This is a genomic window from Polaribacter sp., assembly GCF_036480315.1.
Lineage (GTDB): Bacteria > Bacteroidota > Bacteroidia > Flavobacteriales > Flavobacteriaceae > Polaribacter.
This window is the reverse complement of record NZ_JAZGGG010000060.1, coordinates 41,538-63,974: the sequence shown is the minus strand read 5'-3', so window position 1 is coordinate 63,974 and position 22,437 is coordinate 41,538. Positions and strand designations below refer to the sequence as shown.

The following is a 22,437-nucleotide window of genomic DNA, read 5'->3' as shown; positions in this document are numbered from 1 at the left end:
TAAATCACCTTTTTACTATATTTACTATATTTACTTTATGTATTATTATTTAATTATTGGACTTCAAATTTTCTGTGTCTATCATGCTTACAAAAATAGTAGTAATTATTATTGGTACTTTATCATTTTTTTTATTCCTTTAATTGGCTGTGTTGTTTATCTTTTAACACATGTTATCAATAAAAGAGAAGTTGCAAACATCACTGATGAAATTGTAACAATTATAAACCCAACCAAAAAAATTAAGGATTTAGAACAAAAGTTAAAATTTTCTAATACTTTTGAAAATAGAGTTAATTTGGGTGACGCTTTTTTAGAAATTAGAGATTATCCTAATGCAATGTTTCATTATGAAAAATCTCTAAAGAGTAACTTTAAAAATGATCCTTTTACTTTAAATAAGTTGATTAAATGTTATTTTGAAACTAGTGATTTTGATAAGGTTATTGAGATTACTAACAAAATTAATTTAGATAAAGATTTTAAAGAATCTATTTATTATTATGGATTAGCTTTAGAAGAAAAAGGTAATATAGAAGCTGCCGAAATTCAATTAAAAAAGATAGATACAAGGTATTCTAATTATGATGAAAGAATTGAGTTTGCAAAGTTTTTAATTAGAAGAGATAAAAGTTTAGATGCTAAAGAAGTTTTAGAAGAAATTCTTTTAGAAATAAAATCGATGATAAAACAGAATGCCAGAAAACACAGATATATAGTTTCTGAAGCAGAAAAAATTATGAATGAAATCTAACTTGTTTACATTTTTTTTTCATCTTTTTATTATTTTAATTTTAACAATTGTTACACAAACTGGAGGGATTGTTTACCTAATTTCATTATTTGTAATCAGTAAGAAAAAAACGAGTCACAAGATTAAGAGGTTTGTTTTTTTTACAATACTATATTTTTTTACTACTTTTTTAATAGTTCCCAATACGGCTCCTTTTTTTGGAAGAATCAAAATTAAAGATAATCATAGAGTTAAAGGGCATAGTTTTATCACCAAATTGTGTAATAGAAATTATGTAAGACCCAAACTACATAGTGTTTTAACGGATGTTTCTTTGAGGGTAAATAAAGAATTTCCAGAAATAAAAATTATTTATTTAGATGCTAGTTTTCCTTTTTTTGATGGATTTCCATTACTTCCGCATTTAAGTCATAATGATGGAAAAAAAATAGACATTTCTTTTATTTATGAAGATGAAAAGGGTAAAGTAACAAATTTAAAACCTGCTAATAGCGGTTATGGTGTTTTTTCGAATCCAAAAAAAGGAGAAATTAATCTACCCAAGAACTGCAAAGAAAAAGGTTATTGGCAATACGATTTTACAAAGTATTTTACATTTGGTAATTTAAATAAAGACTTAAAACTGTCAGGAAAAGCAACAAAAATACTCATTCAGAAGATTATAAATAACAATAACGTAAGTAAATTATTTATTGAGCCTCACTTAAAAAACAGGTTAAACCTTAATCATAATAAAATAAGATTTCACGGTTGTAGAGCAGTTAGACATGATGATCATATTCATTTTCAAATAAAATAATTTCTCATTTCATTTTTGTAGCTTTAGCAACTCAAATAACTATCTACAAAATGAAAAAAATTACTTTCTTATTTTTAATATCACTATTCATTTCTTCTTGTAATCAACAAACAGATAAAGTAATAGATACTATTTCTTTATCTTCAGAAGAGAAAATTGACTCTACAAACATTAAAACACTTTTTAATAGTGCATTAACCGAAGGAGAATCTTACGAATGGTTAAGAGATTTAACTCAAAATATAGGTAGTAGATTATCTGGTTCACCAGAAGCAGCAAAAGCTGTTGTTTGGGGAGAAAGACTAATGAAAGAAGTTGGTTTAGATTCAGTTTGGTTACAGCCAGTAATGGTTCCACATTGGGTTCGTGGTGAAAAAGAAGTTGCAACTTATACAACAAACGGAACGCAAAAAGATGTGCCAATTTGTGCTTTAGGATTTTCTATTGCAACTCCAAAGTCAGGAATTTTAGCGGAAGTTATAGAAGTAAAAAGCCTGAAAGAAGCTGAAGAAATGGGAGAACAATTACGAGGTAAAATTGTGTTTTTCAATGGGGCTTTTGATAATACCTTAATAAATACATTTAAAGCTTATGGAGGTTGTGTTGGTCAGCGTTATTCTGGCGCAAGAATTTGTGGTCAATTTGGTGCAAAAGCAGTAATTGTACGTTCTATGACAAATGCTATCGATGATTATCCGCACACAGGAACCATGAGTTATGGTGATATTCCTAAAGATCAATACACACCTACAGCTGCAATTAGTTCTAGAGCAGCAGAGATTTTAAGTGCAGATTTAAAGAAGACGCCTAATTTAAAATTCTACTTTAAACAAAGCTGTAAAACTTTACCCAATGCACCATCTTTTAATGTTGTTGGAGAAATTAGAGGCTCTGAAACGCCAGAAAATGTTATGGTTGTTGGAGGGCATTTAGACTCTTGGGATTTAGGTGAAGGCGCTCATGATGACGGAACCGGAATTGTACAATCTTTAGAAGTTGCTTACTTATTCAAAAAGAATAATATTAAGCCAAAAAACACCTTAAGAATTGTGTTTTTTATGAATGAAGAAAACGGTACAAGAGGTGCTAAAAAATATGCTGAATTGGCAAAACTGAATAAAGAAAACCATATTGGTGGTTTAGAATCAGATGCTGGAGGTCATACTCCAAGAGGTTTTTCAATTGATGCAAATTTATCAAATACAAAACTTCTAAAAAGTTGGAAAAAATTACTGTCTCCTTATGGTTTACACGATATTGACAAAGGTGGAAGTGGTGCAGATATTGGTCCGTTAAAAGACGATCATGTAACTTTAGTGGGTTACAGACCAGATTCTCAAAGATATTTTGATTATCATCATACAAGCACAGATACGTTTGATAAAGTGAACAAACGAGAACTAGAATTAGGAAGCGCATCTATGGCAAGTATTGTGTATTTAATGGATAAATACTTATATAATAATACACCTGTAAAACCATAATTTTATGGAAATCTTCATCCTCATTCTTAAAATCATTTTAGGTATCTTTTTCTGCTTTGCAGGAATTATGCACATTGTAAAACCAAAGTTTTTTAAACATTTTATTCCTGAATTTTTACCTAAATTATTGGTGAATTACCTTGCAGGAATTGTTGAGGTTGGTTTAGGATTGGGTTTGTTTTTTTCTTCAACATCTAAAAATGCAGCAGGAGGGATTTTTATCTTGTTAATTCTATTTCTTCCCATTCATATTTGGGATTTTACCAAAATTAGACCTGCAATTGGTTCTAAAAAAGTTGCCATTGTTAGAATACCATTACAGTTTCTATTGATGTATTTAGTATATTTAATTTATATGAATTCTTAAATCTATTTCTAAGTGAAAAATATCTTCTCAATTTTAGTTTTCTCAATTTTAATATTTTCTTGTAAGAAAGAACAAGTTAATTTAATTGTTATAAATGCTAATGCATATACTGTAAATTCTAATTTTGATAAAGCGCAAGCTTTTGCCATTAAAGACGGAAAATTTATTGCAGTTGGTACCAATGATAAAATTCAGAAAGAATATCAATCAACAAAAGTTATTGATGCAAAAAACCAAACAATTGTTCCTGGTTTAATTGATGCCCATTGTCATTTTTTTGGAATGGGAATGCAGCAACAAAAAGTCTCGTTAGAAGGAACAAAAAGTTACGATGAAGTTTTGCAGAAACTTGTAGCTTTTCAAAAAGAAAAAAACACTAGATTTATTACAGGTAGAGGTTGGGATCAAAATGATTGGGAAGTAAAAGAATTTCCAACAAAAGAAAAATTAGATAAATTGTTTCCTACAATTCCTGTTGCAGTAAGAAGAGTTGACGGACATGCATTATTGGTAAATCAAGCGGCAATAGATCTATCAGGAATTACTAAAGATACAAAAGTTTCTGGAGGAGAAATCATCCTAAAAGATGGAAAAATGACAGGTGTTTTAATAGATGCTGCTATGGGTTTTATAAATGTACCTAGCGCTACAAAAAAAGAAACAATTCAAGGTTTATTAGATGCTCAAAAAAGAGCTTTTTCTTATGGCTTAACAACAGTAGATGATGCTGGTTTAGATAGAAATATAATTGAATTAATAGATAGTTTGCAACAAGTAGGAAGCTTAAAAATGCGTATTTACGCAATGGTTTCTGGTGATAATCAAAAACAAATAGATTATTATATTGATAAAGGAATTATAAAAACGGAAAAATTAAACGTGCGTTCTTTTAAGATATATGGAGATGGCGCTTTAGGTTCTAGAGGTGCAGCAATGAGAAAGTCTTATTCAGATAGAGAAAATCATTTTGGAGCCTTAATTTATGCACCAGAGAGGTATAAAGAAATTGCAAAACAAATTGCAGCTTCAGAATTTCAGATGAATACACATGCAATTGGGGATTCTGCAAACACTTGGATGCTTAAAACATATAAAGAAGTTCTTAAAAACGCTAAAAATAGACGTTGGAGAATTGAACATGCGCAAATAATATCAAAAGAAGATTTCAAAAATTTTGATAATATTTTACCTTCTGTCCAGCCAACACATGCAACTTCAGATATGTATTGGGCAAAAGATAGAGTAGGAGCAGAAAGAGTACAAGGCGCATATGCTTTTAAAGATTTATTAATGCAATATGGAAAAATAGCTTTAGGAACAGATTTTCCGGTAGAACAAGTAAATCCGTTTTTAACATTTTATGCAGCTACTATTAGAAAAGATATTCATAATTATCCTGAAAATGGATTTCAAATGGAAAATGCTTTAACCAGAGAAGAAACATTAAAAGGAATGACTATTTGGGCAGCTTTTTCTAATTTTGAAGAAGAAGAAAAAGGTTCTATTGAAGTTGGTAAGTTTGCAGATTTTGTAATATTAAACCATAATATTATGGAAGTTAATGGAACTAAAATCCCTAATACGAAAGTAATTTCAACTTTTGTGAATGGTGAAAAGGTTTATTAATAATTTCAAATTATATTTGTCATCAAATTAAAAATTAAAAAAATGAAACCATATTTATCTATATTTTTTATAGCATTACTTTTTGTTTCTTGTTCTAAAGAAGAAACATTATTTGAGCCTCAAACAGAAGCGGATATTATTAAATATATTGCAGATAATAATTTAGAAGCAAAAAAAACAAGTTCGGGTTTGTATTATGTAATTGAAAAAGAAGGTTCAGGGCAAAACCCAACAGCAAATTCTAATGTTACTGTTGCGTATAAAGGTTATTTTTTAAATGGAAGAGTTTTTGATCAAAACTCAAGTGGTTATACAACTAGTTTGAGGCAAGTTATTCCGGGTTGGACAGAAGGGATTCAGCTTTTTAAAGAAGGTGGAGAGGGGGTTTTGCTAGTTCCTTATAATTTAGGTTACGGAAGTAATGGAAATGCAGCTATTCCTGGTGGATCTGTTTTAGTTTTTGATATTAAACTAATTAGTATAAATTAAACTTCTTATTTTATTAAACAACAAAAAAGCGAAACTTATTAGTTTCGCTTTTTTGTTGTTTAAAACCTTTTAAATAGGTTATTTTATAATTACCTTTTTTGTGTAATTTCCTTTATCAGAACTTACTTTTAAATAATAAATTCCGCTAGAAAATTGAGAAGTATTAATCTCTAAAGGCTTTGTTAAGCTTGTTTCTTTGTTGTAATATAATAATTGTCCGTTTGTGTTAAATAACCTAATAGCTACATTATTAGATTTATCCCAAGAGATATTTAATTTAGAGCTCGCAGGGTTAGGATAAACATTCAAAGATTCTAGAATATGACTGTCAATATTTAAAACACCATTAGATCTAGGTGATTTCCAAATACCTCTACCATAAGTTGAAACATATAAATTATTATCTGCATAATTTATTTCTAGTTCTGTAACCCTAACATTAGGTAAGCCAGTATTGAAAAGGTTCCATTCTGTAAACTGATTGTCTATATAGTATACTCCATAATCCATTCCTAAATACAAGCCGTCTCTTCCGTTGTTATCCCAAACTAAAGCAAAAGCTGTAAAGTTTGGTAAATTGTTACTATAACCAGACCAAGTATCTCCAGCATCTGAAGTTATATATACTTTTTCTGCAGAGCCTGTAACTGCAATAGCCACTTTTAAAGGATTTGTTGGGTGAACAGCAATACTATTTATTGTTCCTGTAAAACCAGTTATTTCAGTCCAAAAACTTCCAACAGCAAATTTTTTATAATGATACATTTTTCCACCTTCAGTAGAAGCATATATATAATCTTTATCAGAAGGAGCTATCTTAATTTGATTAACGAAACTATTATCAAAATCAAAATCATCTGCTGTCCATGTACTTCCTGCATCTTCAGATCTATGAATTTTTCTTCCTGCAAAATATAAGGTTCCTGTATTATCTTGTTCAAATATTGTTACAAAATTAGTTTGTTCTATACTTGGCAAAGAAGTTCTAGTGGTTCCTTGGTCAATTGATTTATACATACCACCTTGTTGTGTACTACCGTATAGTGTATTTGAATCATTCACATCTACTAAAGATTCAAATCCATCAGCGCCAAGCCAATCAGCCCAAGTTCCATCACTTCTATAAACAGAAGAACCATTATCTTGCGCTCCTGCTGAAATTATTACAGGGTCAGTTTGTGAAACACCTAAAAAGTAAAATTGTTTAATTCCTAAACCAGTAGTTAAATCTCTGTAATAATCTTTTGTTACCGTTGCAGAATTTTCGCAAATATAAATTCCACCATCTGTAATTGCATATAAATTATCTCCAATAAATTCAATATCATCTACATCCGCATGGCAATAACCAATGTTTTCGGATGCTGATACAGAAGGTTGCCATTGAGAAGTAATAGAAAAATTTACACCTCCATCTGTAGATTTCCATGTGTTAATTCCAGCAATATGTACTTCGTCTGCATTTGTTTGAGAAACTGTAATTCCCATATCTCTAGGTGCTTGACCATTAGTGTCAGATGCATCAGATGCATAACCAAAATAATTTTTACCAGTATGTCCGGGAACTTTAAAAAAGCTAACGCCATTATCTAATGAAAAATAGAAGTTAGCAAAAGTACGATTAGAAGCAGCTTCAACAACATATACTTTATTAGAATCTGCTTTTGTTACACCAATCATTTTAACGCCAGTTCCTAAACCTGTAATCTCTGTAAATGAATCTCCGCTATCAATAGATCTGTGCACACTGCTTCCTGAAGCAAACATTATTGAACTATCATTAGGGTCAAATTCAACATCATAAGAACTTCCAGAAATAATGTTAGACCAGCTAACTCCAGCATCTGTAGATTTATAAAGACCATTATTTTCTACTACAGCAAAAATTATATTAGAGTCTGTTGGGTGTACTATTATTTTTAAAACATTACTACTTCCCGCACTCGCTATTGGAGTCCAAACAGCACCTGCATTTGTAGATTTATAAATTCTACCTTGGCTAGAACCCCAATAATATGTTGCTATATTGTTTGGGTCTATAGCTAAAGAGTAGGTATACATGTTACCATGGTTGTCTGTTAACGGTTGCCAGTTAGTACCCGCATTTGTAGTTTTCCAGATACCACCACCAATAGAACCAACTATAATATGATTCTGATTTGTTTTCTCTACAGCAAAACCAGAAATACGTCCTACACCAGAATTCCAACCACTTGTTTCATTCCAATAAGTTGGGCCAACTTCAGACCAGTTATCATTAAAACCCCTTGCTGAATTCTCGTTTTTTACATTCTGAATTTTAGTATATTTATTCCATTCTTCATATAAATAGCTTGGGTCTTTAAGTAAACCGTTTTGGTCTTGTTGCTTTAAAGCAAAGTATTCCCAACGCATAAATTGTTTATACCCAGAACCTCTACCTTTATCTTTACCGTTAAAGTATGTTTCTGCAACTTCTTGAACTTGTTTTACAGTGTAAGTACCATCTTGCATCATTTTTTTATATTCTTGCGAATACATAGACAAACATGTAAAAAATGATAGTAGGAGTAATGTTTTTTTCATTTTTAATAAAATTTTAGGGTACTAAATTAAGAAATAATAATTATTGAAGTAGAGTTTGTTAAAAGTTTAACATACTATTGGTTTTATAAAGGTTTCTATTTTGTCAACTCCATTTAAACCTAAACTCTTTATAAAAGCTGAACCAATTATAGTTCCACTTGCATATTTACAAGCGGTATTAAAAGTTTGTTTGTCAGAAATACCAAAACCTATAATTAATTTACTTTCTAAATTTATGTTTTTTATTCTTTCGAAATAAGCAACTTGATTGTTAGAAATATCTCCTTTTGCACCAGTAATAGAAGCTGAAGCCACTACATAAATAAATGCTTTAGAATAAGAATCTATCTTTCTAATTCTTTCTTCTGAAGTATGAGGCGTAATTAAAAACACATTTGTAAGTCCGTATTTTTCAAATAAGTCTTTGTAATGGTTTTCAAATTCTACCATTGGTAAATCTGGAAGAATAACAGTATCAATTCCACAATCTACTACTTTCTGGCAAAATTTATCTTCACCATATTTTAGCATTTGGTTTAAATATCCCATTAAAACTAAAGGTGTTTTATTGGTACTTTTTATCGTCATCAATTGATCGAAGATAATATCTAAATTAATTCCGTTTTCTAATGCTTTCTGACTACTATCTTGTATGGTTGGTCCATCTGCCAAAGGATCTGAATACGGCAAACCAACTTCAATAAAATCTACACCACTTTTTTCTAATTCTGAAATTACTTTAGTTGTATCATCCAATTTTGGATAACCACAAGTAAAATATATCGATAATAAGTTTTTATCTTTTTTCTGAAATAATTCTTGAATTGAATTCATAGGTTAATCCTCTAAATGTTTGATATATGTACTTAAATCTTTATCGCCTCTACCTGATAAATTCACTACCACCACTTGATCTTTTTTGAAATCTATTTTAGGTAAAACAGCCAATGCATGAGCACTTTCTAAAGCAGGAATAATTCCTTCAATTTTTGTTAATTCATAAGCAGCTGTTAATGCTTCCTTATCTGTTGCATCCATGAATCTTGCTCTTTTAGATTCAAATAAATAAGCGTGTAAAGGCCCAACTCCAGGATAATCTAAACCAGCAGAGATAGAATAAGGCTCCACAATTTGCCCATATTCATCTTGCATTAATATGGTTTTAGAACCATGAATAATTCCTACTTCTCCTAATTGAGAAGTTGCTGCACTTTCTCCAGAATTCACTCCTAAACCAGAAGCTTCAACTGCAATTAACTCTACATCATCATCATCTAAATAATGATAAAAAGCACCAGCAGCATTACTACCTCCACCAACACAAGCAATAATTGTATCAGGATTTTCTTTACCCGTTTTTTCTTTTAATTGCCATTTAATTTCTTCTGAAATTACCGCTTGTAAACGTGCAACCATATCAGGATATGGATGAGGACCAACAACAGAACCAATTAAATAAAAGGTTTCTGGATGTTGAATCCAATAACGTATCGCTTCATTTGTAGCATCTTTTAAGGTTTTACTTCCACTTAAAGCAGGAATAACTTTTGCTCCCAACATTTTCATACGAGCAACATTTGGCGCTTGACGCTCAATGTCTTTTTCTCCCATAAAAACAGTACACTCTAAACCCATTAAAGCACAAACTGTAGCTGTTGCAACTCCATGTTGTCCAGCGCCTGTTTCTGCAATAATTTTAGTCTTTCCTAATTTTTTTGCAACTAAAATCTGACCAATTGTATTGTTTACTTTATGTGCTCCTGTATGATTTAAATCTTCTCGTTTTAAATAAATAAAAGCTCCGTATTTTTCAGACAAACGTTTTGCCAAATACAAAGGACTTGGGCGACCAACATAATCTTTTAATAAAGATTTGTATTCTTCCTGAAATTCATCAGATTCTAAAATTTGAATATAATTATCTTCTAATTCTTTCACATTAGGATATAGCAATTCAGGAATGAATGCGCCTCCAAACTGTCCATAATATCCGTTTTTATCTGGGTAAAATTTTGATTTCATGTTTTTATATTGTGTAATCGTGTATTTGTTTAATCGTGTAATTGTTAGTTTGCGCATCGTTTTACACGATTAAACAAATAACAGTTACACAATTACACAAAAAATTCTTTCTTAAATTTTTCTAATTCGTCTATTTTCTTAACTCCTGGCTTACTTTCAAACTTACTATTTACGTCTAATGCGTAAATAGGCAAATTAGATTTTATTATTTTTTGAACTTCTTCAATAGCTGACAATCCTATTCCTCCACTTAAAAAGAATGGTTTATCAAAAGGATATTTTTCTAAAACAGACCAATCGAATTTTGTTCCATTTCCGCCTCTTTCCTTTCCTTTTGTATCAAACAAAAAGAAATCTACAACATCTAAGTATGGATTTAAAACATCAAAATTAAATTCGTCTTTAATTCCGAAAACTTTAATGATTTCAACTTCGCTTTTAGAAATGTAATGTTGATTTTTCTTCTTTTTTATCGTCTTGTTTTCTTCAATAAACAAAGCTCTATTTTCTGCTAGTTGTTTTTTTAATTTGATAACATAATCAACAGATTCATCACCATGTAATTGAATAGCATCTAACCTATATTCTTCAACCAAAGAAATAACTATCTCAATATATTCATTTACAAAAATGCCTGTTTTTTTTATCGAATTAGAAAATTCTGGAATAATCCCTTCAAAATTTCTTTTTGATTGTTCGTAGAAAATGAAGCCCAAATAATCTGGCTGCAACTCTGCAACTTGTTGGATATTTTCTACATATTTCATTCCACAAACCTTTAATTTCATACTGAAAATGGTTTAATCGTTTATTTGTTTATGCGTTTAACTTTTTTACTCAATCTTTATAAACTGCCTTTTACACAATTACACAGTTATACTTTTTCTTAACGTATTTGATTGATAAAGTCCAAACAAGCTTCTCCTGGATTGTCCGTTTTCATAAAATTCTCACCAATTAAGAAACCTTGAAATCCAAATTCTTTTAATCCTGTAATAATTTTTGGATCGGAAATTCCACTTTCTGAAACTTTTAAACAAGTATCAGGAATTAGACTTGCTAACTTTATAGAATGTTCTAAATCAACTTCAAAAGTCTTTAAATTTCTATTATTAATACCGATAATTTTATTGTCTAAATCGTTAATCTTGTCTAATTCTTGTTCTGTATGAATTTCATATAAAACTTCCATTCCTAAATCTGCTGCCAAGTTTCCGTAGTTTTTCAATTCTTCGGAAGTTAAACATGAAGCAATTAACAAGATAGCATCTGCTCCAATTGCTTTTGCTTCAACAATTTGAAAACCATCAACAATAAAATCTTTTCTTAAAATTGGTTTTTGTTGATTGATTACTCTTGCTTCCATCAAATCTGCCATAGTTCCTCCAAAAAAAGAAGTATCTGTTAAGATTGATTGTGCTGCAACATTGGCATCTAAATATCCATTAGTAACATCAGCAATAGTTGCTTTGTCGTTGATAATTCCTTTAGAAGGTGATTGACGCTTATATTCTGCGATAATCCCAGTAGAACCAACTTCTAGTAAAGATTTTTTTAATGAAAAAACAGTTCTTCCAAAACTCGGACTTTGAACTAATTTTTGAACAGGAACTTCTGCTTTTATTTTAGCAATTTCCTTCTTCTTAAATGCGATTATTTTATCTAATATTGTCATTCTACGACTTTGTTTTATTAATGTTTTTATTTCTATATCTTAAAAAAAAGTAAACTATTATTCCAACAGTCAAACCAATTATTGTCTGCTTAATAACACCTTTAGTTTGAATTCCTATTGCAGTTCCCATTAAAAGGAAAGCCGGAATAATTAGTATTAAATTCTTTTTCTTTTTTGCCATCTTAAAGACTTACTAATTTTTCTAATGTTTGTTTTGCTTTCAATCCAAAAAGCGAATCTTTTGCTTCCGAAAAAGCATTCTCAAATTTTTTTGTTTCATCAACAATTGTTAAAGCAAACGCAGCATTTGTTAACACTACATTGTTTTGTGCTTCTGTTCCTTTTCCTTCTAAAATAGATTTGAAAATTTTAGCTGCATCTGTAACAGAACTTCCTCCAAAAATTTCTGATTGTTGAATTCTTTTCTGACCTAAATCTTCTGGGTTTATAATTTGTTCTCCCTTTTTCGTGAAAAATTTAAATCCGCTTGTTAAAGAGATTTCATCATAACCATCTAACGCGTGTACAATTCCGTAATTACTTCCTTCTTCTTGTAAAATATAATTGTACAAACGAGCAATTTCTAAATTAAAAGTCCCTAATAATTGATTTTGTGGCGAGCTTGGATTTACTAAAGGACCTAACATATTAAAAAACGTTTTTAATGCCAACGCTTTTCTTGTTGGGCTAACAGCTTTCATTGCTGGATGAAATTTTGGAGCGTGTAAAAAACAAATATTTGCTTTTTCTAAATGTGATTTTAAAACAGCTTCATCATTTGTAAATTGATACCCGAAACTTTCTAACATATCTGAAGAACCAGATTGAGAAGACACAGAATAATTACCGTGTTTTGCTACTTTTTGTCCTGTTCCTGCAACGATAAATGAGGTTAAGGTTGATATATTGAATGTATCTTTTCCATCGCCACCAGTTCCTACAATATCAATAGTATTATAATCTGATAAATCTACTTTTATAGAAAGTTCTTTTAACGCATCTCTAAAACCAGAAAGCTCATCTGCAGTAATTGGACGCATCATAAAAACGGTCATAAATGACGCTAAATGTGCATCATTGTATTTCTCTGCAGCAATATCTTTTAAGATTTGTTTTGCTTCAGATTTAGACAATCTTTCGTGATTATATAATTTGTTTAATACCTGTTTCATAAAAAAGCCCCTTTTAATTTCACCGAAGGGGAGAATACTCTTGTTTTCTTACTCTTCTCTTTATTTTTGCAAACTTACTCATTCCTTCCCTTTAGGAAGGTTAGGATGGGCTATTCGCTTTGATAAAATTAGTCACCAATTGCTCACCAACATCTGTTAGAATAGATTCTGGATGAAACTGAACTGCAGAAATATTAAAACGCTTATGCTCAATTGCTTGAATTAATCCATCTTCATCTCTTGCAGTTACTACTAATTCAGACGGAAAATCTTTATCAGTTGCAGCCCAAGAATGATAACGTGCTGCTAAAAAGGTTTCTGGAACATCTTTAAAAATTTCTGCTTCCTTATTTACAACCCTCATTTCTGTTGCAACTCCGTGAAAAACTTCGTCTAGATTGATAATTGTTCCTCCAAAAACTTCTGTAATTGCTTGTAAACCTAAACAAACTCCGAAAATTGGTTTTACACCTGCGTAGGTTTTAATTACGTCTTTTAAGATTCCTGCTTCATCAGGGATTCCTGGTCCTGGAGACAACATAATCATATCGTAGTATCCTACATCTTCAATACTGATTTCATCGTTTCTGAAAACTGCAGGAAACTTTCCTGTAATTTTTTCTACCATGTGAACCAAGTTGTAGGTAAACGAATCGTAATTATCTAAAATTAATATTTTCATATTTCTCAATTTGCGTTAAGGATTGAAACGGCATCCTTTTTTCTTTTTCGGAAAAAAGATATAGTGAAAAGCCTGTTAAAACGCCCTAAATATTCTCTGCTAAAATCAACGCTTTCTTTAACGCTGCTAACTTATTATTTACTTCTTGTAATTCTTTTTCTTCGTCGGAATGTATAACAATTCCTGCACCGGCTTGCGAGTACAAAACGTTGTTTTTACTGACAAAAGAACGAATGGCAATCGCCAAATTCACGGAACCGTCTAAACCGATAATTCCGACTGCGCCACCGTAAAACCCACGTGTTTGGTTTTCGTATTTGTCTATCAATTCCATTGCCTTATATTTTGGCGCCCCACTTAAAGTTCCTGCAGGAAAAGTATCTCCAACAATTTCAATTGGGTTTCCTTTAATTTGTCCTCTAACAGTAGAAACTAAATGAATAACATGGCTAAAATATTGTACTTCTTTAAAAACCTCAACCGTAACATTATTGGCATGTTTGCTTAAATCGTTACGCGCTAAATCTACCAACATTACGTGTTCTGCAGTTTCCTTTTTATCTTCGGATAACTTTTTACCTAATTTAAGATCTTCTGCCATATCACCCGTTCTTCTAAAAGTACCAGCAATTGGATTAATAGCCGCTTTTCCTCCTGAAATTTTAATTTGTGCTTCTGGTGAAGAACCCATTAATTTGAAAGAACCGTAATCGAAATAAAATAAATATGGTGATGGATTTATAGAGCGCAATGCTCTATACACATTGAATTCGTCTCCTGTAAATTTTTGTTGAAATTGACGTGATAATACCAGTTGAAAAACGTCGCCTCTTTTACAATGCGATTTTGCTTTTCTAACGTAATCAATAAATTCTTCTCCTGTAATGTTTGAAGTTTCCTCTCCTACAATTTCAAATTTTTGAGTATTGAATGCTTGTGCATCAATAATTGTTTCAATTTCATTTATGTGAGACTCTGTGCCTTCTTCAATATTTTCTATCAACGTCATTTCATCATTAAAATGATTGATAGCAATAATAAATCTATAAAAACTGTATTGCATTTCTGGAATTGCAGAAGGTGCTTTCTTGTTTGTAAATTTAATATTTTCGAAATACTGAACAGCATCGAAAGTTGTATAACCGTATAAACCATTAAATGATTTTAATTCTGCAGGACAATCTAATGTTATAGAGTTCTTGAAATTATCATATAACTCATAAAAGTTCTTATCGATTGGTTGTTCATCAATTTGTGTTCCTTTATGTGAAACAGAAAATTGATAATCATCTACTTTCATGGTAACAATTGGCTCAATTGCAATAAAAGAAAAACTTTCTTCTTTACTGTGATAATCTGAACTCTCTAACAACAATGTGTTAGCGAATTTATCTCTAAAACGTAAATACAGACCAACAGGTGTAACTGTATCTGCTATTTTAGTTTTATGAATTGTTTTGAACTGTAATTTTTTCATTATTCTATTATGTCATTGCAAAGCAAATAAAAAATTTGCTTTGCAATCTGTTTGTTGATAAAGAGATTACTTTTTGGTAAACTCATCGTAATGACGTTTATTAAAAAGCAAAAAGGCTTATCGTGAGATAAGCCTTTTTTTTTATTTATTACATATAGGTTTAGTTCTCACTTATTTATTAAGAGAGCTCCACCACCAAGATATGTTTTGTCTATTATTCATTTCTAAAACAAAAGTAAGGTAGATTTTTAAATTGAGCAACCTTTAAAATGATTTTATTTTCTAATAATCCTAACATTCATCTCTTCCACTTTCTTATCACTCAAAATAGAAGGTGCGTTAAATAATAAATCTTCTGACGAACCAGTTTTTGGGAAAGCCATAACTTCTCTAATTGAAGCTTTCTTTTCTAAAATCATCATTAAACGGTCAACTCCCCAAGCAATTCCTCCATGAGGTGGTGCACCATATTGAAACGCTTTATACATTGTACCTACACTTTTCATCATTCCTTCTTTGTCATAACCCATATTTTTATAGGTTGCTTCTAAAATCTCTGCTTTGTGTGCACGCACTGAACCTCCACCAATTTCATAACCATTTAAGATTAAATCGTATTGTTGGGCAATGATAGTTCCAATTTCTTCTCCTTCACCATTCATATGTTTTTCTAAATCATAAATTGCTGGCATAGAAAAAGGATTGTGTGTAAAGGTCCATCTTCCTTCATCCGTTTTTTCAAACATAGGGAAATCTACAACCCAAGCTGGTCTTAATTCCTTCGGATTTATCAACTTTAAAATACGTCCCATTTCTTGGCGAACAGCATCTAACGCTTTATTAGCAGTTGCATAATCAGCTGCAGAGAAAAAGACAATATCACCAATTTGTGCTTCTGTTACTTTTATAATATTAGCTGCAATTTCTTCACCTAAAAACTTAATAATTGGCGATTGCAAATCGTTTTCATTTACAATAATATAAGCCAAACCACCCAAGCCGTTTTGTTGTGCAATGGCAGTTAAGTTTTCAATTTGTCCTTTAGACATTCTTTTGTTTCCTTGTTCTTTCGCAGAAACTTTAATACACTTTACAATTCCGCCTTCTTCAATTGGTTTACTAAAAACTTGAAAAGTTGTATCTTTTACAATATCTGTAATGTCTTGCATCTGTAAACCATAACGTAAATCTGGTCTATCGCAACCATATTTATCCATTGCGTTTTTATAGGTAATTACTTCAAAAGGATGTAAAATCCATTTTTTACCATAGATTTTATGTACTATTTCATTAAACATTTTTGTGTTTAAATCTATAATCTGCTGCATACTTACATATGCCATTTCAATATCTAATTGTGTAAATTCTGGTTGTCTGTCTCCACGAGAATCTTCATCTCTAAAGCAACGCGCAATCTGAAAATATTTCTCAAAACCACCAACCATTAACATTTGTTTAAACTGTTGTGGTGCTTGTGGTAATGTATAAAAAGAACCAGCTTGTTTTCTTGTTGGCACAATAAACTCTCTTGCGCCTTCATCTGTACCCGCAGTTAAAATAGGAGTTTCAATTTCTAAAAATTCTTCTTCGTCTAAAATATCACGCATAAGCTTGATTACTTTATGACGATTTACAATTGCTTTTCGAACGGCATCATTTCTATGATCTAAAAACTTGTATTCAAAACGGACTTTCTCATTACTTTTAAAAGCTCTTTTAATTTCAAATGGCAATGTTTTAGAAAGGTTTAATATTTCTAAATCAGACGTTTCTAATTCTAATTTACCCGTTCTTAAACCTGCATTGTAATCATCTTCATTTCTTTGTAAAACAATACCTGTAACAGAAATTACAGATTCTGGTTTTAACTTTACCAATTCATCTAAATTAGGAAATGATTCTCTACTTAAACGAATTTGAAAAATTTGATTGCTAGAATCTCTTAAATCGATAAACATTAATTCACCATGATCTCTAACACTCGAAACCCAACCAGATAATGTTACTTTTTCTGTAATTGATGTTTCTGAAATTTCTGAAATTTTATGAGTTCTATATTCTTCTTTTATAATGATTGGAACTTGTGGTAATTCTTCTTCTTGGTTATTGGTTTCTGATTGATTTTTGCTATTTTCAGTATTACCTTCTGTTTTAATGCCAACAGTTTCAACTTCATTTTTAACACTTAATGCATCTATGATGCCTTCACGAATTACTTTTCCTGAAGCACCTTTACCAATAATTGCAATTACTTTTCCTACAAGAATACCTGCTTTACCTTGATTTCCGTTTTTAATATCAGTTGCAATAGCTTCATTTTCTGAAACTACTTTTGCGATTGCATCTTGTATTTTTTCTTCGGAAATTGTATTGTCATCAAAATACTTTTTGTAATCGAAGTTTCTGTCTTTTAAGTATGCTGTAATTCCGTTTTGAACTAAAACAGACGTGATTTTATCAGCCTTAAATAACTGAAAAATATCTATTAAATGTTCTACACTATGTATGTTTTCATATTCATCTGCACCAATATTATTTACTAACGTTTTTGCAACAAAAGACGGATCTTGAATAGCATCATTAATGATCATAAATGTTTTAGAACGAATTGCATCTGCAGTAAAGAACTTTGCATCTTGTGGTAAAACACCACCTTTAATTAATACAGTTTCTACTGCATAAGGCAAAGCACTTGCATCAATCTTTGTAGCTTTAACAACATCTTTTATTGAAACAAAAGGTAAATCTGGTTCAGAAATAAAACGATAATCTGCTTCAAATTCTTTTGTACGCATTGTTTTGGTTTGCTTTAAATCTGCATCCCATAAAACCGTAGTTTGTTCTGGTCTAAATTCTTTATGTTCTGTATAATAATTTAATTGCTTTTCAATTTCTTCCTTTAAAGCTTCTACCATAAACTTAAAAGAATTTAAGTTTTTGATTTCTGTTCTTGGGTTTAAATTATAGGTATGTTTTTTTCGAAGTGAAACAGAAACATCAGACTTAAACTCTCCTTTTTCTAGATTCGCTTCAGAAATGCCTAAATTCTGAACAATTCTCTGAATATATTGTGCATATGTAGATGCATCATCAATATTACGAATACAAGGATCGGTAACAATTTCAATTAATGGAACACCTGCTTTATTAAAATCTACCAAAGAAATTTCCTTCTCGTGCATTAATTTTGCAGCATCTTCTTCAATATGCGTTTGCGTTAAACTCACTGTAAATTGAGAACCATCATTTCTATAACAAGAAACTTGTCCGTCTGGAATTACAGGGTTATGAAACTGTGTAATTTGAATATTCTTTGGATTATCTGGATATTCGTAATGTTTACGATCCCAAGAAATAACCTCATTAGAAAAAGAAGATTTTACAGCTTTTCCAAAATAAATAGCTTTTGAAATCGCTTTCTTATTTATCGCTGGTAAAACGCCCATTTGCCCTGTACAAACCGAGCAAATATTTGTGTTCGGAGTTTCTACTTCTTCATTAGGACATGAACAAAATAATTTCGATTTGGTATTTAAACGAACATGCGTTTCTAGACCGATAATCAATTCTAAATCGTGTGCTTTTAAAGCTTCATTTAATTGCGCTAATTCCATTATAAAATATCGTTTAAGAAGATCCCAAATTGTAAAACTTCTGCATCTTTTTTCTTGTCTGCTGTAATTTGTAATCCTGTTTCAGTTCCTTTAGGAATCGTTAACGTAGGTAATTCACCTAAACTAAAACCAACTGTATAAGCATCTGACAAATACATTGCCAAAGGATCATTTAAGCTTTTACCAATTTTTGGCGGATTTTGAGGTGTAACAGGAGATAAAACAATATCAACTTCTTTGAAATCTTCACTAAATCTTTCAGAAATTTGATTTCTTAAATTTTGCGCTTTTAAGTAAATTTCATCAGAAAAACCTTGAGATAAAACTTGATTTCCACCAACTATTCTTCTTTTTGTTTCTTTAGAAAATTTTTCTGATCGTGTAATTGAATACGTATCTTTTAAGTTCTTTCCTTCTATTCTATCTCCGTAATTTGTACCGTCTAAACGAGATAAATTAGAAGCTGTTTCTGCCATTGCTAAAGTATAATAGGTAGAAACTAATACATCCGAATTAAAGAAATCTAACGCTTTTACTTCAATTCCTTTTGCTTTTATTTTTTCTAAAGTTGCTAAAAAATCATCTTTTATTTCTTTGTTAATTGCTGCGCTTTCAATAAAGTTTTTGTAATAACCAACACTTTTTATATCTGATGAATTTAAATTTTCAGATACATTTTCAGAAACATAACTTGTTTGATCTCTTACGTCCTTACCACTCATTATATTTAAGACAATTCTTATGTCTTCAATAGATTTAGCAATTGGTCCCACACAATCTGTAGAAGATGCATATGCCATTAATCCGTAACGAGAAATTCTACCATACGTTGGTTTTAAGCCATATACTTTATTATAACCTGCTGGTTGACGAATAGAACCTCCTGTATCTCCACCAATTGAAAAAGTAGTAAAATCTTTTGCAACATTTACTGCTGAACCTCCACTAGAACCTCCACCAACTAAATTTGGATTAATCGCATTTTTAACTGCACCAAAAATGGTGTTTTCAGAAGAAGAACCGTGTCCAAAAGAATCGCAATTTTCTTTTACCAAAGGTATTGCACCAGCATCTAATAATTTCTGAATAGAAGTTGCGGTATATGCAGCTTTGTATTTCTTTAACAAGTCTGAACTAGCAGTTGTATACGTTCCTTGTAACATATATACATCTTTAATACCGAAAGGAATTCCTTCTAACAAACCAATTTTCTGTCCGTTTTCTATTTTAGCATCTACTTTTTTAGCCAAATTCAAAGCAGTTTCCTCCAATAAAAAATTTACAGTATTGTGCGTGTTTGCTTTTAACAACCCTAATTTTTCTTGTACTAATTCCGTACACGTAATTTCTTTGTTCACCAATTGCTGATGAATCTTTTTTATCTGCGACTCCATATTAATCTTCTATCACTTTAGCAACCACTAAAAAACCATCTTTTTCTTTCGGAAAGTTTTCTTTAATAATTTCTTTTTCTATTGATGAACTCTCAATCACCACATCTTCCCTTAAATCACTTAAAGAAACCACATTATTATTGACAGTTTTTACAGCATTATTCTGATTTGCATTCTTAATTACATCAAATAATTGATTCACCGATTCCGATGGTTTCGCTCCTTTAATACTAGACAAAATGTCTACTGTCATTATTTTACTCATTTCTTTAATTTTTAGTTCAAAAAAAAACCTTCCAAATTGGAAGGTTTTATATATTTCTAAACAACAACCTTCCGTCCTAAATATTAGGATTATTGAAATTACGATTGTTATTATTATTATTATTATTTGTCATTATTTTATGTGTTGCAACAAATATATATAGAATAAACGGTACAAAAACCTCTTTTTTATAATTTTATCTAGCTATTGAAGTATTAGTAAAATATTGATACTTAATTATTGATACGATAAAAATCACATGAATTTTATTAAAATATCTTACATACATATTCTTTTGGGCGTTACCTAAAGGTCGGGCTTTACACTATATCTTTTTACAAAAAGTAAAAAGGATGTCGTTTCAATCCCTAACGCAAATTCCTATACTTTAAAAATAAGTAATAAAAATATGTCCAGAATTTTATAAATGAGTCCAGAATTTCTTGTTTTTAAAGAATTCTGGACTCTTAAAAATTGAATTGCAGTTAGTTTTGATGAAAATTAAATCCTATTAATTATGAAAAGAGTCTTTTTAATTGTCTTAACTTTTTTGATGTTTTATAATATTACTGGACAAAATAATAAAGCTAAACTTGACACAATTTCAAAATATGATTATTGGAATTATGGCATGACTTTTTCAGTTCAAGTAGGTGTTTGGATACCTCTTGGTAATTTAAAAAAAACCTTCAATTTAAACCCAAGTATAGGCTTTAAGATTGGCGTGCCAATTGCTAAAAATTTAAGAATTGAAGGCGGCACAATTATCAACGTCCCTTTAAAATCTGAAGTTTTTGAGTATTTTGACAAAGACAAATCCTTTTTTACAAAATCAAAAAATACAGTTAATGGAACTTTAGGTGTATGGCTTAAACACGAGAATATATTCAATGAAAAATATTTTCTTGATAAGTATTTTGGTATTGGCGTTGGGTTCATCCAAACTGACGAAAAAAAAATAAACTCCAAAAACGAAAATGACCAATGGTATGGAGTCGAAAGCGTAAACTTCAACTTTGGTTTAGAAATTAGAAAAATAGCATTTATAAAAAGATCTATTGGTATATTTATAGAGTACAATTTCACTCCATATACAATCTTTAAAAACGTTAGCAACGATTTTGGAAACAGTAGCATAAGTACTGGGTTATCCTATCGGTTTTAAATATATTTATCTTATTTAAAATACCAATAAATAAATAAATTCGAAGTCAAAATTATTTTAAAATAAAATCATGAAAATTCAAAAATTAAACACACCACAAAAACTAATTTTATTTCGTTTTTTATTAGCTCCAATTATTTTATGTTTAGCCTATTTTGTTGGAGAAGAATCGAAACCAATTATTTTAATTCTGATGTATTTAGGCTTGATTTCAGATATTTTAGACGGAATAGTTGCAAGAAAACAAGAAATATCAACAGAGAAATTAAGAAGATTAGACAGTCAGACAGATATGATTTTTTGGCTCTCAATTGGTTTTGCAACTTTTATATTATTTCCGAATTTAATAAAAGACAATTCTATTGCAATTTGGTCTATTCTAATCATGGAAATTGCTTGTTATGTAATTAGCTTTTTAAAGTTTGGCAAAGAAACTTGTACACATGCTTTTTTATCAAAAATTTGGGGATTGACGCTATTAATTGCTTTCACTTCTTTAATTGGATTCAATTATGCAGGAATTCCATTTTATATAGCAATTATTTGGGGTTTAATTTCTCATATAGATGTTATCCTAATTATTTTAATCTTACCTAGATGGGCGCATGATATTCCAAGTGCATATCATGCCTATTTAATCAGAAAAAATAAAAATTTTAAGAAGAATATCTTCCTAAATAGCTAATTCATCAACTTTATAATAATTCAAAATAAAACGTCTAAAGCTTTATAAATTATTTTTATTTTCAAACGAAATCAAAAATAAACAAAAATACTTTTAAAACCTTTTTCAAGCGATTTAAGACACTTTTAAGAAATGAACAAATGTTGATAATTTTGAGCCTAAATCAGTAAAAAGCTTTTAAATAGGCTTTTAAAATTGTAAA

General features: G+C 30.3%; 20 protein-coding genes. 8 read left to right on the top strand and 12 right to left on the bottom strand.

Annotated features, from left to right (window positions below; all coding sequences use genetic code 11):
• Positions 1 to 37 precede the first annotated feature (37 nt).
• From V3V28_RS12880 to V3V28_RS12855, 6 genes are read left to right on the top strand one after another with little or no spacing between them, the layout of a single operon-like run.
• Entirely contained in the window at positions 38 to 754 is a 717-nt protein-coding gene (locus V3V28_RS12880) for a CDC27 family protein (RefSeq protein ID WP_331365420.1), read from the top strand.
• Positions 744 to 1,553, top strand: a complete 810-nt coding sequence (locus V3V28_RS12875; protein ID WP_331365419.1) for a hypothetical protein — start codon at positions 744 to 746, stop codon at positions 1,551 to 1,553. The genes V3V28_RS12880 and V3V28_RS12875 overlap by 11 nt, the downstream gene beginning before the upstream one ends.
• A gap of 50 nt (positions 1,554 to 1,603) precedes the next feature.
• Positions 1,604 to 3,037 (top strand): M20/M25/M40 family metallo-hydrolase, encoded by a 1,434-nt coding sequence (locus tag V3V28_RS12870; protein ID WP_331365418.1) that lies wholly within the window; start codon positions 1,604 to 1,606, stop codon positions 3,035 to 3,037.
• 4 nt (positions 3,038 to 3,041) lie between these two features.
• Positions 3,042 to 3,404, top strand: coding sequence for a DoxX family protein (locus tag V3V28_RS12865; RefSeq protein WP_331365417.1), 363 nt, complete (start codon positions 3,042 to 3,044; stop codon positions 3,402 to 3,404).
• Between the two features lie 12 nt (positions 3,405 to 3,416).
• Positions 3,417 to 5,030 carry an amidohydrolase gene (locus V3V28_RS12860; protein WP_331365416.1) on the top strand — a complete coding sequence of 538 codons (1,614 nt, stop codon included), beginning with the start codon at positions 3,417 to 3,419 and terminating at the stop codon, positions 5,028 to 5,030.
• A gap of 42 nt (positions 5,031 to 5,072) precedes the next feature.
• Positions 5,073 to 5,519: an FKBP-type peptidyl-prolyl cis-trans isomerase gene (locus V3V28_RS12855; RefSeq protein ID WP_331365415.1), complete on the top strand. Its 447-nt coding sequence runs from the start codon at positions 5,073 to 5,075 to the stop codon at positions 5,517 to 5,519.
• 78 nt (positions 5,520 to 5,597) lie between these two features.
• On the opposite strand, the gene V3V28_RS12850 is transcribed toward V3V28_RS12855, so the two are convergent.
• From V3V28_RS12850 to V3V28_RS12795, 12 genes are all read right to left on the bottom strand, one after another.
• On the bottom strand, positions 5,598 to 8,084 hold the full coding sequence (locus V3V28_RS12850) for a T9SS type A sorting domain-containing protein (RefSeq protein ID WP_331365414.1): 2,487 nt from the start codon (positions 8,082 to 8,084) through the stop codon (positions 5,598 to 5,600).
• A gap of 66 nt (positions 8,085 to 8,150) precedes the next feature.
• The gene (trpA, locus tag V3V28_RS12845; protein ID WP_331365413.1) at positions 8,151 to 8,918 is read right to left on the bottom strand and encodes a tryptophan synthase subunit alpha; all 768 of its coding nucleotides are present in this window, start codon (positions 8,916 to 8,918) and stop codon (positions 8,151 to 8,153) included.
• A gap of 3 nt (positions 8,919 to 8,921) precedes the next feature.
• Positions 8,922 to 10,106, bottom strand: coding sequence for a tryptophan synthase subunit beta (gene trpB / locus V3V28_RS12840; RefSeq protein WP_331365412.1), 1,185 nt, complete (start codon positions 10,104 to 10,106; stop codon positions 8,922 to 8,924).
• A 92-nt stretch (positions 10,107 to 10,198) separates the two neighbouring features.
• Positions 10,199 to 10,894 carry a phosphoribosylanthranilate isomerase gene (locus tag V3V28_RS12835; RefSeq protein ID WP_331365411.1) on the bottom strand — a complete coding sequence of 232 codons (696 nt, stop codon included), beginning with the start codon at positions 10,892 to 10,894 and terminating at the stop codon, positions 10,199 to 10,201.
• A gap of 98 nt (positions 10,895 to 10,992) precedes the next feature.
• A complete protein-coding gene (gene trpC / locus V3V28_RS12830) occupies positions 10,993 to 11,781 on the bottom strand; it encodes an indole-3-glycerol phosphate synthase TrpC (RefSeq protein ID WP_331365410.1) in 789 nt (262 codons plus the stop codon).
• A gap of 1 nt (position 11,782) precedes the next feature.
• Positions 11,783 to 11,962 carry a hypothetical protein gene (locus V3V28_RS12825; protein ID WP_331365409.1) on the bottom strand — a complete coding sequence of 60 codons (180 nt, stop codon included), beginning with the start codon at positions 11,960 to 11,962 and terminating at the stop codon, positions 11,783 to 11,785.
• 1 nt (position 11,963) lies between these two features.
• Positions 11,964 to 12,953, bottom strand: coding sequence for an anthranilate phosphoribosyltransferase (gene trpD / locus V3V28_RS12820; protein WP_331365408.1), 990 nt, complete (start codon positions 12,951 to 12,953; stop codon positions 11,964 to 11,966).
• A gap of 100 nt (positions 12,954 to 13,053) precedes the next feature.
• Entirely contained in the window at positions 13,054 to 13,635 is a 582-nt protein-coding gene (locus V3V28_RS12815; protein ID WP_331365407.1) for an anthranilate synthase component II, read from the bottom strand.
• Between the two features lie 85 nt (positions 13,636 to 13,720).
• Entirely contained in the window at positions 13,721 to 15,112 is a 1,392-nt protein-coding gene (locus tag V3V28_RS12810) for an anthranilate synthase component I family protein (protein ID WP_331365406.1), read from the bottom strand.
• Positions 15,113 to 15,387: 275 nt separating this feature from the next.
• Positions 15,388 to 18,726: a bifunctional amidotransferase subunit GatB/aspartate--tRNA ligase AspS gene (gatB/aspS, locus tag V3V28_RS12805; RefSeq protein ID WP_331365405.1), complete on the bottom strand. Its 3,339-nt coding sequence runs from the start codon at positions 18,724 to 18,726 to the stop codon at positions 15,388 to 15,390.
• A complete protein-coding gene (locus V3V28_RS12800) occupies positions 18,726 to 20,120 on the bottom strand; it encodes an amidase family protein (protein ID WP_331365404.1) in 1,395 nt (464 codons plus the stop codon). The genes gatB/aspS and V3V28_RS12800 overlap by 1 nt, the downstream gene beginning before the upstream one ends.
• 1 nt (position 20,121) lies before the next feature.
• Complete coding sequence (locus V3V28_RS12795) at positions 20,122 to 20,385, bottom strand: hypothetical protein (protein WP_331365403.1); 264 nt, start codon at positions 20,383 to 20,385, stop codon at positions 20,122 to 20,124.
• A 517-nt stretch (positions 20,386 to 20,902) separates the two neighbouring features.
• Between V3V28_RS12795 and V3V28_RS12790 the strand changes: the two genes are divergently transcribed.
• Complete coding sequence (locus tag V3V28_RS12790) at positions 20,903 to 21,550, top strand: hypothetical protein (RefSeq protein ID WP_331365402.1); 648 nt, start codon at positions 20,903 to 20,905, stop codon at positions 21,548 to 21,550.
• Between the two features lie 70 nt (positions 21,551 to 21,620).
• Positions 21,621 to 22,235, top strand: coding sequence for a CDP-alcohol phosphatidyltransferase family protein (locus V3V28_RS12785; RefSeq protein WP_331365401.1), 615 nt, complete (start codon positions 21,621 to 21,623; stop codon positions 22,233 to 22,235).
• Positions 22,236 to 22,437 lie beyond the last annotated feature (202 nt).

What these genes read in the sequence shown, in the direction of transcription:
- V3V28_RS12880 (WP_331365420.1), top strand. Translation starts at nt 38, where the DNA reads ATGTATTATTATTTAATTATTGGACTTCAAATTTTCTGTGTCTATCAT.
- V3V28_RS12875 (WP_331365419.1), top strand. Translation starts at nt 744, where the DNA reads ATGAAATCTAACTTGTTTACATTTTTTTTTCATCTTTTTATTATTTTA.
- V3V28_RS12870 (WP_331365418.1), top strand. Translation starts at nt 1,604, where the DNA reads ATGAAAAAAATTACTTTCTTATTTTTAATATCACTATTCATTTCTTCT.
- V3V28_RS12865 (WP_331365417.1), top strand. Translation starts at nt 3,042, where the DNA reads ATGGAAATCTTCATCCTCATTCTTAAAATCATTTTAGGTATCTTTTTC.
- V3V28_RS12855 (WP_331365415.1), top strand. Translation starts at nt 5,073, where the DNA reads ATGAAACCATATTTATCTATATTTTTTATAGCATTACTTTTTGTTTCT.
- V3V28_RS12850 (WP_331365414.1), bottom strand. Translation starts at nt 8,084, where the DNA reads ATGAAAAAAACATTACTCCTACTATCATTTTTTACATGTTTGTCTATG.
- trpA (WP_331365413.1), bottom strand. Translation starts at nt 8,918, where the DNA reads ATGAATTCAATTCAAGAATTATTTCAGAAAAAAGATAAAAACTTATTA.
- trpB (WP_331365412.1), bottom strand. Translation starts at nt 10,106, where the DNA reads ATGAAATCAAAATTTTACCCAGATAAAAACGGATATTATGGACAGTTT.
- V3V28_RS12835 (WP_331365411.1), bottom strand. Translation starts at nt 10,894, where the DNA reads ATGAAATTAAAGGTTTGTGGAATGAAATATGTAGAAAATATCCAACAA.
- trpC (WP_331365410.1), bottom strand. Translation starts at nt 11,781, where the DNA reads ATGACAATATTAGATAAAATAATCGCATTTAAGAAGAAGGAAATTGCT.
- V3V28_RS12825 (WP_331365409.1), bottom strand. Translation starts at nt 11,962, where the DNA reads ATGGCAAAAAAGAAAAAGAATTTAATACTAATTATTCCGGCTTTCCTT.
- trpD (WP_331365408.1), bottom strand. Translation starts at nt 12,953, where the DNA reads ATGAAACAGGTATTAAACAAATTATATAATCACGAAAGATTGTCTAAA.
- V3V28_RS12815 (WP_331365407.1), bottom strand. Translation starts at nt 13,635, where the DNA reads ATGAAAATATTAATTTTAGATAATTACGATTCGTTTACCTACAACTTG.
- V3V28_RS12810 (WP_331365406.1), bottom strand. Translation starts at nt 15,112, where the DNA reads ATGAAAAAATTACAGTTCAAAACAATTCATAAAACTAAAATAGCAGAT.
- gatB/aspS (WP_331365405.1), bottom strand. Translation starts at nt 18,726, where the DNA reads ATGGAATTAGCGCAATTAAATGAAGCTTTAAAAGCACACGATTTAGAA.
- V3V28_RS12800 (WP_331365404.1), bottom strand. Translation starts at nt 20,120, where the DNA reads ATGGAGTCGCAGATAAAAAAGATTCATCAGCAATTGGTGAACAAAGAA.
- V3V28_RS12795 (WP_331365403.1), bottom strand. Translation starts at nt 20,385, where the DNA reads ATGAGTAAAATAATGACAGTAGACATTTTGTCTAGTATTAAAGGAGCG.
- V3V28_RS12790 (WP_331365402.1), top strand. Translation starts at nt 20,903, where the DNA reads ATGAAAAGAGTCTTTTTAATTGTCTTAACTTTTTTGATGTTTTATAAT.
- V3V28_RS12785 (WP_331365401.1), top strand. Translation starts at nt 21,621, where the DNA reads ATGAAAATTCAAAAATTAAACACACCACAAAAACTAATTTTATTTCGT.